General features: G+C 52.0%; 12 protein-coding genes and 1 riboswitch. Of the genes, 3 read left to right on the top strand and 9 right to left on the bottom strand.

Annotated elements, in window-relative coordinates; all coding sequences use genetic code 11:
* Positions 1-44: 44 nt before the first annotated feature.
* Positions 45-575 carry a ribosome biogenesis factor YjgA gene (gene yjgA / locus AC6R0L_RS07745; RefSeq protein ID WP_334555017.1) on the top strand — a complete coding sequence of 177 codons (531 nt, stop codon included), beginning with the start codon at positions 45-47 and terminating at the stop codon, positions 573-575.
* A gap of 89 nt (positions 576-664) precedes the next feature.
* Here yjgA and thiQ read toward each other — a convergent pair whose 3' ends face one another.
* The 5 genes from thiQ to mpl all read right to left on the bottom strand — a co-directional run bounded on the left by thiQ (position 665) and on the right by mpl (position 6,222).
* Positions 665-1,381 (bottom strand): thiamine ABC transporter ATP-binding protein, encoded by a 717-nt coding sequence (thiQ, locus tag AC6R0L_RS07740; protein ID WP_487901802.1) that lies wholly within the window; start codon positions 1,379-1,381, stop codon positions 665-667.
* On the bottom strand, positions 1,365-2,951 hold the full coding sequence (gene thiP / locus AC6R0L_RS07735) for a thiamine/thiamine pyrophosphate ABC transporter permease ThiP (RefSeq protein WP_487901820.1): 1,587 nt from the start codon (positions 2,949-2,951) through the stop codon (positions 1,365-1,367). The genes thiQ and thiP overlap by 17 nt, the downstream gene beginning before the upstream one ends.
* 48 nt (positions 2,952-2,999) lie before the next feature.
* On the bottom strand, positions 3,000-3,977 hold the full coding sequence (gene thiB, locus AC6R0L_RS07730) for a thiamine ABC transporter substrate binding subunit (protein WP_500628797.1): 978 nt from the start codon (positions 3,975-3,977) through the stop codon (positions 3,000-3,002).
* A 76-nt stretch (positions 3,978-4,053) separates the two neighbouring features.
* Positions 4,054-4,167, bottom strand: a riboswitch (TPP riboswitch).
* Between the two features lie 63 nt (positions 4,168-4,230).
* The gene (locus tag AC6R0L_RS07725) at positions 4,231-4,854 is read right to left on the bottom strand and encodes a flavin prenyltransferase UbiX (protein WP_500625653.1); all 624 of its coding nucleotides are present in this window, start codon (positions 4,852-4,854) and stop codon (positions 4,231-4,233) included.
* A 15-nt stretch (positions 4,855-4,869) separates the two neighbouring features.
* On the bottom strand, positions 4,870-6,222 hold the full coding sequence (gene mpl / locus AC6R0L_RS07720) for a UDP-N-acetylmuramate:L-alanyl-gamma-D-glutamyl-meso-diaminopimelate ligase (RefSeq protein WP_500628790.1): 1,353 nt from the start codon (positions 6,220-6,222) through the stop codon (positions 4,870-4,872).
* 327 nt (positions 6,223-6,549) lie between these two features.
* Between mpl and fbp the strand changes: the two genes are divergently transcribed.
* Together fbp and ppa are read left to right on the top strand one after the other, a co-directional pair.
* Positions 6,550-7,563, top strand: a complete 1,014-nt coding sequence (gene fbp, locus AC6R0L_RS07715; RefSeq protein ID WP_334555012.1) for a class 1 fructose-bisphosphatase — start codon at positions 6,550-6,552, stop codon at positions 7,561-7,563.
* Positions 7,564-7,755: 192 nt separating this feature from the next.
* Positions 7,756-8,283 (top strand): inorganic diphosphatase, encoded by a 528-nt coding sequence (ppa, locus tag AC6R0L_RS07710; protein WP_500628789.1) that lies wholly within the window; start codon positions 7,756-7,758, stop codon positions 8,281-8,283.
* An 88-nt stretch (positions 8,284-8,371) separates the two neighbouring features.
* Here ppa and AC6R0L_RS07705 read toward each other — a convergent pair whose 3' ends face one another.
* From AC6R0L_RS07705 to AC6R0L_RS07690, 4 genes are all read right to left on the bottom strand, one after another.
* Positions 8,372-8,752 (bottom strand): DUF2799 domain-containing protein, encoded by a 381-nt coding sequence (locus AC6R0L_RS07705; protein WP_500628788.1) that lies wholly within the window; start codon positions 8,750-8,752, stop codon positions 8,372-8,374.
* Positions 8,753-8,795: 43 nt separating this feature from the next.
* Positions 8,796-9,143, bottom strand: a complete 348-nt coding sequence (locus AC6R0L_RS07700) for a gamma-glutamylcyclotransferase family protein (protein ID WP_334555009.1) — start codon at positions 9,141-9,143, stop codon at positions 8,796-8,798.
* A 66-nt stretch (positions 9,144-9,209) separates the two neighbouring features.
* Positions 9,210-12,977 (bottom strand): autotransporter assembly complex protein TamB, encoded by a 3,768-nt coding sequence (tamB, locus tag AC6R0L_RS07695; protein ID WP_500628787.1) that lies wholly within the window; start codon positions 12,975-12,977, stop codon positions 9,210-9,212.
* Positions 12,974-13,869: autotransporter assembly complex protein TamA (locus AC6R0L_RS07690; protein WP_500628786.1), on the bottom strand; the 896-nt coding region annotated here is incomplete at its 5' end. The genes tamB and AC6R0L_RS07690, both read right to left, overlap by 4 nt.

Below are 13,869 nucleotides of genomic sequence, written 5' to 3'. Positions count from 1 at the left end.
TCTTGTTAAAATAGAGAAATAGACGTTCAAATGAAGGTATGAAAATGGCTCGCAAAAATCAAAAAGCGCCATGGGAACCAGAAGAAGAGATCATCTGGGTAAGTAAATCCGAGTTGAAGCGTGACATGGAAGAGCTGCAGAAACTGGGTGAAGAGCTCGTTAACCTCAAGCCCTCTGTGTTGGAAAAATTTCCACTCAGCGAAGACTTGGCCGATGCGATTCGCGATGCGCAGCGTTTTAAAAACGAAGCGCGCCGTCGTCAGTTGCAGTTTATCGGCAAATTGATGCGTCACGAAGACCCAGAGCCAATTCAAGCGGCGCTGGATAAAGTCCGTAACAAGCACTCTCAAACCACGGCGCTGCTGCACAAATTAGAGCAACTGCGTGACCGTGTGGTGGAAGAGGGCGACAGCGCCATTGAAGAGGTATTGACGCTGTATCCGGATGCGGACCGTCAGCGTTTACGTCAGCTTGCTCGTCAGGCGAACAAAGAAAAGCAAGCCAACAAGCCAGCTAAAGCGTATCGAGAGATTTTCCAGATCCTCAAAGCATTGAGCAGTGAAGAGCCACAATAACACGCTCTTACTCAGTGATGGTTGAAGCGGATAAGTGCACACTTATCCGCTTTTTTTTATCTCTGCTTTCTAGCCCATTGTTATAGCGCTCAGTTGTGCGCAGTGGTGGCCGCCTGAACAAATGCGCCGAGGCTAGGGTCCGAGTGGGTCGCCGCTAGCTCTGAAATCGGCCCAGTCGCTGCGACATGACCTTGTGATACAAACGCAAAATGCGTTGCGATCGCTTTGGCATCACCTAAGTGGTGCGTCACCATTACTACCGTAATATCACGCTCACTCGCCAACTGTTTGACCAGTGATAGCATCTCTAACCTGAGCAAAGGATCGAGCGCTGAAAAGGGCTCGTCTAGCAGCCATATCGGCGCAGACTGTACAAAGCAGCGCGCTAACGCAACCCGTTGACGCTGGCCACCAGAGAGCTCATGCGGCAATCGAGACAAATACTCCGCCACCCCCACCTGCTGCGCCGCTTGCACTACCGCCTGTTTCTGCGTTGCAGACAACTTCAAGCCGGGATCCAATCCAAGGCCGATGTTTTCCGACACGGAAAGGTGAGCAAACAAGTTGTGCTCTTGAAACAACATCGCAAACGGGCGCTGATAAGGCGCCAGCCCGTTGAGCGTTTGACCTTGCGCTAAAATTTCACCGCTTAATGGTTCAATAAAACCCGCCATCAAGGCGAGCAAGGTCGACTTCCCTGCGCCACTGGGTCCCATTAGCGCGACGATTTGCCCTGCCTCAACGTGCAGATCAAACTGAAATGACTCGGCATGATAATCGTAATGCAGGTCACTGAGAGTGAGCATAGTGACTCCTATTGGTGGGGGTAGAAGCAGAGCGAGGGCGAAACAGGCGCTCCATCAGCGCAAAACAGCCCACACTCAAAAGCAGTAAAGTGACTGATACGACCGCCGCCGCGTCCATTTGGTAACTGCCGAGCAGTTGGAACAGGTAGAGCGGAAGAGTACGAAACTCCTGACTGCCAAACAGCGCGATGGCACTGAGATCACCCATAGAAAACATAAAGCTGATGGCAAACGCGTGCGCCAGCGGTCGTTTTAATGCACGCCACTCCACCACTCGTAAACGGCACCAACCGCGGATCCCAAGGGTTGCACAAAGGTACTGATACTGCTGCTCAAGTTGCAACATCGGCTGAGCCAAGGTTTTGATCACATAAGGCAGCCCCATTAACGCGTTGACCGCAACAACAACGACCAGGGCGTAGCTGAGCGCATCCGTCCACGAACGGAGCAGCAAAAAGAGCCCAGTCGAGATCACTAATCCTGGGGTCACCAGAATGATGGTCCCGAGCAGCTCTATCTTATCCGCGGTTTTCTCACGTTGATTGAGGCGCAGTCTTCGGCTAGATAATAAAATCGCCGTGCCCGCACTGACAGCGATAACGCTCGCCATGCTTGCCACTTTCAGTGACGCCCCGAGCGCGGACCAAAATCGGCCATCACTCAGCACACTCAGCGCCTGAGAATTCATACCACTGGCTAGTACCATCCCAAGAGGCGGCAACACTAACAGCAAGCTAAAACCTATCCAAGCGCCATCCCAGCACTTAGAGAATAGACTGTCTTTCACCACCAACGCAGTTGGTGCGTCGCTGCCCATCGAAATGGCAATAGGTCGAGCGAAACGTTGAATCGATAACGCCATTAAGCCACATAGCAGCATTTGCCAAATTGCCAGTAACGCGCCCGCTTGCAAATCAAAATCAAACTTGATCGCTTGGTAAATCGCGAGCTCAATAGTGGTCGATTTGGGCCCGCCGCCCAATGCCATAACAGTGGCAAAACTGGTAAAGCAGAGCATAAACACCAACCCGCAAACGGGCGCTAATTGCTGCCTCATCCGCGGCCATTCGACCCACTTAAACTTTTGCCAATGGCCCATGCCTAAGTGGGCGCACAGTTTGTGTTGCTCCGCCGGAATCGACTCTAGTGATTGCAGCAGCAAACGCGCCGCATAAGGAAGATTAAAAAAGAGGTGCGCGAGCAAAATGCCATGCAAACCGTAAATATTAAATGGCAACGAGAGATCCCACTGCACAAGCTGTGTCGCCAGCCAACCACTGCGCCCATAAATTGCCAGCAAGCCAAACACCCCCACCAAGACAGGAAGTACCAAAGTGGTCGCAAACAGCTTGAGTACCAAGGCTTTGCCGATAAACTGCCGCCGCGACAAAGCATGGGCGACGGGGATCGCCAAGCCGACACTGAGTAGCGTTGAGAGGAAAGATTGATAGAAGCTAAATTGGGTAACGTGGCGGTAATAAGGGTCTTGCCAAATGACGCGCAGATCGAGGGAAGGCGCTTGATTGAGCAAGGCCAGCAACGCAGAAACGACAAAGGCCGCGATCAACATCGCGACCCATACGCCTAATTTAGGGACAGATTGCACGAACGCCTAACCTTAGAAGGTCAACGCGTTTTGCCATTCACGAATCCACGCTTTGCGGTGGGTAGCCACATCTTCAGCGCTAAAGCTCAAGGCTTGGCTTGGCTTCGTCAGGCTTTGATACCCTTCTGGCAACGCGACGTCAGTGACAGGGTACATCCAGTTCCCTGTGGGCATGGCCGACTGAAAGTCATCGCTGAGGATAAACTGCATAAAGACATCCGCCAACTCGCTGTTCGCGCTCGTTTTAACTTTGGCGGCCACTTCTACTTGAGTGTAATGACCTTCCGCGAAATTCGCCGCAGCGAACTTAGCCTCATTTTCGGCAATCAGATGGTACGCAGGTGACGTGGTGTAAGAGAGCACCATGTCAGACTCGCCTTTTAAGAACATCGAGTACGCTTCTGACCACCCTTTCGTGACCGTCACTGTCTTTTTCGCCAACGCTTTCCACGCCTGCGGCGCTTCGTCGCCATAGACAGATTTCATCCACAGCATCAAACCTTGACCCGGGGTTGAGGTACGCGGGTCTTGGTAGATGACTGTTAAGTCGTCATTTGATTCCACCAGCGCTTTGAGGCTAGTCGGTGGCTCAGCCAAGGTCTCTTTGTTGTAGACAAACGCGAAGTAACCGTAGTCGTACGGCACAAAGGTCGTATTGGACCAGCCGCCTGGCAAGGTGACGGATGACGTATCGACGCTATGCTCAGCCAACAAACCGGTTTGCTGCGCTTCTGCCATCAAGTTGTTATCTAACCCCAACACAATGTCGGCTTTGCTATTGTCGCCTTCCAGTCTCAAGCGATTGAGAATAGAGACGCCATCATCCAAAGCTACAAAATTCAACGTACAGTCGCACTGTGCTTCAAACGCTTTTTTTACCACTGGGCCTGGGCCCCAATCGGCAGCGAAAGAGTCATAGGTATACACGGTTAACGTATCGGCTGCGGTTGCAGAAAAAGACGTCAGTGCCACGGCGGCACAAAGTGGCATAAATGAAGGGATAAAAGTGGATTTCACTGCTCGCTCTCCTTGTTGAGCCACGCAGGTCTGAGGGACAAACAGACGTCTGATGTCCTCGCTCAATTCCTACGCCAGCATTATCTGGTTCAGGTCTACGGGTCCCGAGCAAAGCTCGATCTCAGCGTCATTCAGTGAATGAATAGCTCCCCGATGAGGTTCGGCTTGATTGTAATAGGTCTGCCCTACAATAGCCATACTTGCGTGACGGCCCAACAAGACGCAATCACGAATCGTTACGTTGATCATAGCCCCAGCGCGCCACCAAGGATTGCTCGATGCCGAGGTGATCCAAAATGCGCGCGACCATAAAATCAATAAGATCGTCTATCGATTTAGGTTGGTGATAAAAACCGGGCGCGGCCGGCATAATGGTGACGCCCATCTGCGAGAGCTTGTGCATGTTCTCAAGGTGCAAGGTTGAGAAAGGCGTTTCTCGAACCACCAGCAGCAATTGACCACGCTCTTTCATCACCACATCGGCGGCGCGTTCAATCAAATTATCGGACATACCATGAGCAATCGCTGCCACACTGCCCGCCGAACAAGGGCAAACCACCATCTGCTTGGGCGCCGCTGAGCCAGAGGCCACGGGCGAGAACCAGTCCTCTTTGCCGCACACCACTAATTTAGCCGGGTCGCAGCTGAGATGGGCGACCAAGGCTTGCTTGGCGCTGTCTGGGTTGGCAGGCAGTTTTAATCCGTGCTCGGTGGCCAACACCACTCGCGCCGCCGATGAAACCAGCAGGTAAACCTGATAGTCCGCGGCCAACAAGCACTGCAACAGACGCAGCCCATAAGGCGCGCCTGAGGCTCCGGTAAAAGCGAGGGTGATGGATTTTTCAGCCATTGTGCGTATCTCTTATTATTGGGCTAATTGCGCTAACAGTTTGTCGTGAATTCCGCCAAACCCGCCGTTACTCATCACCAGAATCTGATCGCCGGGGCGAGCATGCCGAGCGATATTGCGCACCAACTCGTCGATGTCGTCAGAGACATAAGCAGGTTGCGCGCACTGCTCGGCAATCTCACTCACCGACCAGGTAATAGACTCAGGTTGAAAGAGGAACACTTCATCGGCCGCCTGCAATGAGGCCGCGAGCGTCTCTTTGTGCACCCCGCGTTTCATGGTTGCACTGCGCGGCTCCAACACCGCAAGGATTCGGGATTGACCCACCTTGTTACGTAAGCCGCCCAATGTCAGTTCAATCGCCGTTGGATGATGAGCAAAGTCGTCATACACAGTGATGTCATTGACCTGCCCTTTTAACTCCAAGCGGCGTTTGGTATTAATAAAGCGCCCTAACGCCTCACAAGCGTGATCCGGAGTGACACCCACATGGCGCGCCGCCGCGATGGCCATCAACGCATTGCTGACGTTGTGATCGCCGACTAAATCCCACGTCACTCGACCCACTATTTCTCCCGCCAATAAGACATCAAAGACACTGCCATCTTGGGCCTGTTTTTGCGCTTGCCAGCCAGATTCACACCCTGTGTACTCTTGTTCGCTCCAGCAGCCACGGGCAATAACGTCTTGCAGCGCCTGGTCCGATTGAGGAGTAAACAGACGCCCATTGCCTGGTACGGTTCTCACCAGATGATGGAATTGGCGCTTAATCGCTTCCAGATCATCGAAGATGTCTGCATGATCGAACTCAAGGTTATTCATGACCAAGGTACGTGGATGGTAATGAACGAACTTAGAACGCTTATCGAAAAAAGCGCTGTCGTATTCATCAGCTTCAACTATGAAAAACGGGCTGTTGCCCAATCTTGCCGACAAACCAAAGTTGCCAAGCACGCCCCCCACGAGAAAACCGGGTTCATAACCGCAATCTTCCAGAATCCAAGCGAGCATACTGGATGTGGTGGTTTTGCCGTGCGTTCCCGCGACCGCCAGTACCCATCGGTCATGCAGCAGAAACTCTTGCAGCCACTGCGGGCCGGAGGTGTAACGCAGGTTGCTGTCAAGCGCATGCTCGACACACGGGTTACCACGGCTCATCGCATTACCGATCACCACCAAATCGGGCGCCGGATTTAACTGCGCCGGATCAAACCCTTCTATAATTTCAATACCTTGCGATTCAAGTAGCGTGCTCATGGGCGGGTACACATTGGCGTCACTGCCGGTGACTTTGTGCCCCAATTGACGCGCTAAAATTGCCGCTCCTCCCATAAAGGTGCCACAAATTCCCAAGATATGAATATGCATAGAGTGATCCTGAAAAGGCTAATTTGAAGTGCTCATTATGGCGATAATGGCTTGAAAAGCGAACCTCTTTGTCCTTCGGATGTGAAATCTTGGCACAATCGAGCAAAGTTTGTTCAAGATGAAAAACCGTGAAAATATTTGAATAATTACCAAAAAAATTGAGAGGTTAGACAGTTAGTTCGTTACCAATAATAAGATCATGGTTTTACAATTGCTCAAGGCAAAAACAAAAGCTCACGCATAGCTTCGTCCCTCTTGCGCCCCAACAATAAAATGGCAAGAGGTTGCCCAACTCCCCCCAAACTTATGCGATTTTAAGGAATAAACATGTCTGGAATGCGCACCCTTGGCGAGTTCATTGTTGAAAAACAGACGGACTTCCCCCACGCTAGCGGTGATCTATCATCCCTACTGTCGTCGATTCGCCTTGCGGCTAAAATCGTCAACCGCGAAATAAACGCGGCTGGCCTTGGTGATATCACCGGTGCCGTTGGTAGTGAAAACATTCAGGGCGAAGCCCAACAAAAACTGGATGTTTACGCGAACGAGAAGTTCAAAGCAGCACTTGAAGCACGCGATCAAGTGTGTGGCGTAGCAAGTGAAGAAGAAGATGAGGCGGTCGCGTTCAATAAAGAACTGAACAAAAACGCCAAATACGTGGTATTGATGGATCCACTCGATGGCTCATCTAACATCGATGTTAACGTCTCTGTCGGAACGATTTTCTCTATCTATCGCCGCGTCTCTCCTATCGGTACCCCACCGACAGAAGAAGACTTCCTTCAACCAGGCAACAAGCAAGTCGCGGCCGGTTATGTGATTTACGGTTCATCAACCATGCTTGTCTACACCACAGGCAATGGCGTCAATGGCTTTACCTACGATCCATCGATCGGTACGTTCTGCTTGTCTCATGAGAATATGATGGTGCCAGAAGATGGCCGCATCTACTCAATTAACGAAGGTAACTACTTCCGTTTCCCAATGGGCGTGAAAAAGTACATCAAATTCTGCCAAGAGAACGAACCGAATGACGGTCGCCCGTACACGTCTCGCTACATTGGCTCTTTGGTGTCGGACTTCCACCGTAACCTGCTGAAAGGCGGCATTTACCTGTACCCAAGCACGCAAAGCCACCCGAACGGCAAACTGCGCCTTCTTTATGAGTGCAACCCAATGGCGTTCATTATTGAGCAGGCGGGCGGTATTGCTTCAGACGGTGAGAAACGCATCATGGATATTGAACCTACAGAGCTGCACCAGCGTGTGCCTTTCTTTGTTGGCTCAAAAAACATGGTCAAGAAAGTCGAATCTTTCCTCGCAGAATACAAAGACCAATAAGGCCCAGCTATTCTCCCCAAGGCGCTCACTGAGCGCCTTGTTTTTTTATGAACTTCCATCACTTCCCTCAGTCGCTGCGCTTCACAATCGGTGTTTTCTTGACCAAGCTCTCATCGTCCGTCATTTACAAAAAACCAAGTTTAGCGGTAAGGTATTTGCCTACATATCGACCAATAACAAGGAAGCTTGCCCATGAGTCTTAATCACGTCCCTGCAGGGAAATCACTCCCGGATGACATTTATGTCGTCATCGAAATTCCGGCCAATGCCGATCCGATCAAGTACGAGGTCGACAAAGATTCTGGCGCGGTATTTGTGGACCGTTTTATGTCCGCGCCTATGTTCTATCCATGTAACTATGGCTATGTGAATCACACACTCTCTTTAGATGGTGACCCGGTTGATGTCCTAGTGCCGACCCCTTATCCCTTGATGCCAGGTAGTGTGATTCGCTGTCGCCCTGTCGGTGTATTGAAAATGACCGATGAATCAGGTGAAGATGCCAAAGTGCTCGCCGTGCCGCACAGTAAAATCTCCAAAGAGTACGAACACATCCAAGATGTCGGTGATATTCCTGAACTGCTCAAAGCGCAAATTACCCACTTTTTTGAGCGCTACAAAGAGCTCGAAAGCGGCAAATGGGTCAAAGTGGAGGGCTGGGAAGACGTCGATGCCGCGCGCCAAGAGATTCTCGAGTCGTTTGAGCGCGCGAGTAAGTAATCCTCACCCAACCACCGTGACTCATTGACTAAAAGAAAACGGCCAGAGCAGTGAAACTCTGGCCGTTTTCTTTATCGGTATTCAACCATTAAAAACCCGAACCTGCCGTGGAAGTACGACCTGAGACATAGTCTTGCTGGAAGAAGGGATCAAGACGGTCGCACACCCCATAATAGGGTTTGCCCATCACACCAAGCATGTAGGCGTTTTGCTGACAATATTGACCGCGACCTTGCTCATACCCTGCCAAATAGGCGGCATAACGGTCGTCGTTCAAATAGCCAGCTTCATCCGCTTTGGCTAACTTGGATTGAGACAAGTTCAGTAAGCCGTTTTCACCGCGATCAACACCGAACTGATACCAATCTTGATCGACGTTAGACGTTGGCGTAGTGACAGTGGTACAGCCTGTGAGTAACAGGGCGACGAACGCCCCGACGGGTATGATGGTACGTTTCAGCGCTAACATAGGACTCTCCTTATTGAACGCTTGTTCTCACCATAAAATGGCGCTAGACGCGCTGGCACCAATCGCCCGATGCAATCAACACATCCAATTGGCTGACATCTTGGTAGAGGTAAATCCAAGCCTGACCAAACGGCGTATCGATGCGCTCTCGGCGATACTCTACCGGCACATCTTCTAGTTCATCTATACGTGCGAGCGTGACATCATCGATCAAATAGACTTCACCTGAGATCGAATCATGTCCTTCAATCACCGCCGGATAGGGCCCCAAATCATACAGCGCATAAAAGGGCGGTGTATCAAAGTGACCCAAACACTGCGAGCCAGCTAAAAAATCTTGGTTCGACTCCCCTTTGCGCAAGGTGCCATAAACAAACAATAGATGTTGCATTGCCCGCCCCTATTTCCTTTCTCTGTCTGAGTGTGTCTCAACGTCGGCTCTGTGTTAGAGTCACTATTAATCAAACTCAAATTGATAGAGCAGATCCACAGCGCTACTCACACCAGAGACCGCCTCTAAATAAAGATCCTGCATTAAGCGGTAACGCACCGTAAACTCGCCCACCGAGTCAAAAATGCCGACCCCATATTTAACCTGCAAGCCAGGGAGAATATAACCACTCACCGTGACCTGAGAGTCATCACCCGAGCCCGCGGTATCCAACTGCAGATCCTGAACGCCAAAGGCTTCGCCAATTTCGCCCACCACTTTGCCGCTTTTCGCTAGGCTCAAACCAATGAGTGTGGTGGTCATCGCGTTGCCGCCTGCTTCGCCATCAATGTCTTGACCACGCAATAGATAGGATAGCGCATTCGCTTGCGGCATGGCGGGGTCAGAGAAGATGGTGACCGATGGCTCATCGGCCGGTCCAGTCACTTTGACCCCGGCCGTCACGTCGTCTTGGGTGTTATCGGGATTTCGAATCGCTGTGATCTGCACATAGGGCTGATCCACTGGCCCATTCATCAAAATCTTACCTTCACTGATGATCAAATCTTGACCAAAGGAGCGATACGAACCATCGACAATGTTGATTTCACCTTGGACAAACGGACCTTTGTCTTTTTGCGCCACATTCAAGTTACCTTTCAGTCCGCCTTCAAGCCCAAACGCCACTAGCTTGAAGTCATCGCCAATGCTGATATTAATATTGGTTTCGAGATTAAACGGCACTTCGGTGGCGTTCTCAACAGGTTGGAGATCTTTATCAAGTAACACTTGATCGTCTGAGACGCCAATGGCACTCGGCGGTAGCTCTTCGACGATAATACGCCCCCAAGGCAGATGAATGCTTCCATCCACGCGCGCCAATTTAGGCGAGGCCGATATCGTCATATCCGGCTGCACTTTCAGCGCCACCATAGGCGGCACATTGACCAGCAGCTCTTCAGCGTACACTCGCAGTTGCGCGTTCCAGTTACTTAGCTCACGCCACTCGGCTTCACCGGAGAGTTCCAAATCGCCATCTGGCGTGGTCAATTTTGCCGCGAGCAGCGCATCATAACCGTTGAGTTCGAGGCTCACTCGACCTGAATCCACTTCTACCGGAGAGAGCTCCCCTTTCAGCGACATCTTATCGATCAGCAGTTGCCCCTCGACTTTCGGTTGCGTTACCGCACCGCTGATGGCGAGATCGGTACTGATGGTCGATTTTAGCTCACTAAAATCGCCGATTAATGGCGCAAGAAAATCAATGTGGAACGGAGTTAACGCGAGCTTGGCGTCGATCTTGGGGTTGGCGTCCAATACGTTAGGGAGACTCACTTGGCCAGAAAGGTCGCCATTGTCGCGCACATCAATCAGCCAGTCGGCATCCAAACGGTTATTTGCTAGCGCGGCCTCCAGTGTCACCGCATGCCACGCCAAGGTGACATTTTCTTCGAGCTTTTGCGTCACTTGACCGGCAGGCATCGACACCGAGGCTTTTACTTCAGGCGGTGTCTCTGGCGACCATTTCGCCCACACATTAGCATTCACTTCAGCTTTGAGCTGAGTGGTGGGTGGGATAAAGGCATGCAGTTGATTGACATTAAACTGCGACAAAGAGAGCGCGGCTTCACCGCTTTCCCCCACTTGAATATCCTCATCCAAACACAACGCGGAATCCGACTGCAGCCAACAGTGCGCCGCAACCATCACTTGGTTACGCTCAGCGTCAAAGCCCAGTGCGGTGGTGTCAGCCAGCATCCATTCGCCCTGCAGGGTGGAGAACGATACCTCTTCTAGTTCGCCCTGCCACTTCAGCTGCGGCTCTAACGTCAATGCACCACGCAAGTCGATATGGCTCGTCACCAACTCAGATAGCAGATCTAAGCTGAGCTTATGTTGCTGTTGCGAGCCAGAAAAGGTCAGTGCGACACTCTCAATCTGCTCGCCTTGAACCGTCGCCTGCTTAACGTTCAATTGTAGAGCGCCTTGCGGCACAGGCAGTGGGGTCACCTTGCCCTTGATGCTCGCGCTGCCAATATGCGCTAAGGTTTGCCAGGCTAATCGGTTGGCGTTGATGTCTAGCCCTAAGGTTGGCTCAGTCATCGCTCCGCTCAGCGCCACTTGCCCCAGAATCTGACCTTTGAGATCAGGCACTGTTTTTGAAAGTTGTGGCAAGGTCAATGTCAGTAACATATCCCACTGCTTATCCAACTCGCCCTGTGCGGCAATCTTGTTAGGGCCATGAGAGAGCACTAAGCCCGACGTTTTAGCGCGAACATTGCCATCTCCTGCCGCGTCCGACGCCTCGATATCACCAGCAATATTAAGCGGATAGCCACGCAATAGACCATCAATGTTGAGGTCGGTGCGTTCCACACGCCAACCGCCTTGGGCCGTCAGACCGCCTGCGGTTTCAAGCGTGCCACTGATGTCACCTTCCGCTTGAGGCCACTGCAAACCCGGTTGGATATGGCTAAGGGCTAAGTTAGCGCCCCAACTCACTTGCTCTTGCCACCCCGCACGCAGTGAACCTTCAACTTCACCGCCTAACGTTTTGAGCAGAAAATCAGTCAATTCAATCTGACCTATATCCCCCTGCCCTTTAAGCGCCAGGTCGAGCTCTGGAATGCTTTCTCCGCTCAACACCCCTTGCAGATTGAGGTGAAAACCTTGCAACGAGCCCTGGGCAGAAAACTCTGGCAACACCACACGATAATCCGACTCCCCGCTGAGCGGCCAGCTGGCATCAACATCACGCAGGTGAAGCTCAAACGGTAAATCGGGATCTAAGCTCGCTAAATGCGCTTCAATTTGGCCCAGTGCCAAACCCGATAACTCGGCGTCCAATGCCAAGTCACGCACACTGCCTTCAAGGTTAAGCGCAATAACTTGGCCATTAGCAATCGGGTCTTTCACCATAGCGTCAAGTGAAGCACTCAGCGGATAATCACCTTTTAAGGTGACATCGGCGCGTAAGTTGGCTTCTCCTTGTGGCATATCAAGCTCCAGCGTTGCCACCTGTATCCGCGATCCACGAGCGGTCGCTGAAAGCCCTAGGTGGTTGACCACCAGCGGTGTCTCTTGCTCTAGCCTAAAGTCGTTGATGTCTAAGCGAGAAAGTTGGATTTGCAGCGGCAGGGTAATGTCCGACAAGACGATCGGTGAGGAGGCGTCACTGTCTGGCGCGGCGCTTTGAGCCTGTGGTGCTTGAGGATCACTCGGCGCCAATGCCACGCGAGTACCATCAAGCTGCGTTTTGCTCAACACCAGTCGGTTGCCTTGGAAGCTTATTCCAGACGAGAAACGCTGCCACGCGATCTGGTTGCCCAAAATATCCAGATTGATATTGGACAGCGCAATACGGCTGATTTGAATGGGTACAGGTGCGGTGATCGCTGTCAGTGGCTCATCCTCTTCCTCTGCGGCGGCAGACTCATCACTGCTCGGCAGCGTCGGCATGTGAAAGTCCAATCCATCCATCGCTATCTCATCAATACAGACCGACGGCTCAGTAAAACAGTTGGGATTGATCGCTAACGTGAGTTTGTTGGCGGCAACATCAAGGGATAAGTCCTCATCCACATAGCGCACTTGATGGAGACTAAAACGTGGAAAGAGAGCCCCACTGTGCCCTTCGATCGTTAACTGCGGCACAAACGCATTCGCCGCCCAAACCAAGACATTGAGCCCAGGATTGGTAAAGAGGATGACCCCGACAAGCACCAGCAGCGCAGTAAGTATCCCTGTCGTCAGTACCGTTAGCCATTTTGTCCAAGTGAGAATGCGCTTTTTCATAGATCTGGCCCCAGAGTAAAGTGGACACGGAACTCATCACCCGGATCCGCATCCAATCCCCAAGCAAAATCCAGTCTCACAGGCCCAACCGGCGACGCCCAGCGAACGCCAAAACCCGTCCCCCGTTTGAAATCGGGTGTGTCATTAAAGGCATCACCGTAGTCGAAAAACAGCGCGCCCCACCAGTTGCCGTGCACGCGATATTGATACTCTAAAGTGGAGGTAGCAATGTACTTGGCACCGGTCAGGGCGCCACTTTCATCCACCGGAGAGACCGACTCATACCCGTAGCCGCGCAGATTATTGTCACCACCGGCAAAGAAACGCAGTGACGGCGACAGCTTGTCAAACTCTTCGGCGATGTTCGCCCCGCCATCGACACGTAAAATGCCGCGATGGTTCTGACCAATGCCACGAATCCAGGTGGTGCCGCCCATAATGCGCGTCACACGCGTTTCGGAAATCACGCTCGGGTCGCCATACTCTATGGTGACGCTTTGTCTGTCCCCCCACATCGGCATAGTGCCGCCACGAACACGACTGCGTGAGAAGGAGATACCCGGTAGAAGGAAGTGTCCGGTATCGTCTTGCAAGCCTTGCTCGTAACTTTCGAGCAAATAGCGAACATACACGGTTCGGTGCCAGCCGCTGTCAAGCACCCAATGGCGTTCAACAGATAAGTTGGACTCGAGACTTTGCGTGTCCCGCTGGTCGAGGTTTTTCATCCCATACTGAATGCGGTAGTACTCATTGAGCGCGTCTTGCAGCGGTATTTTATAGCCTGCGGTGATGGTCTGCTCTGGAATCGACAAAGAGAAACTGCTGTCAAAGCTGTGGCCCTTATCGTTCACCCAAGGCTTTTTCCATTTGAGCGTGCCACGCACGCCCACAT

Source organism: Vibrio sp. R15-SG3-ISO1A (genome assembly GCF_059833955.1).
This window is presented reverse-complemented; position numbering and strand designations above follow the sequence as displayed.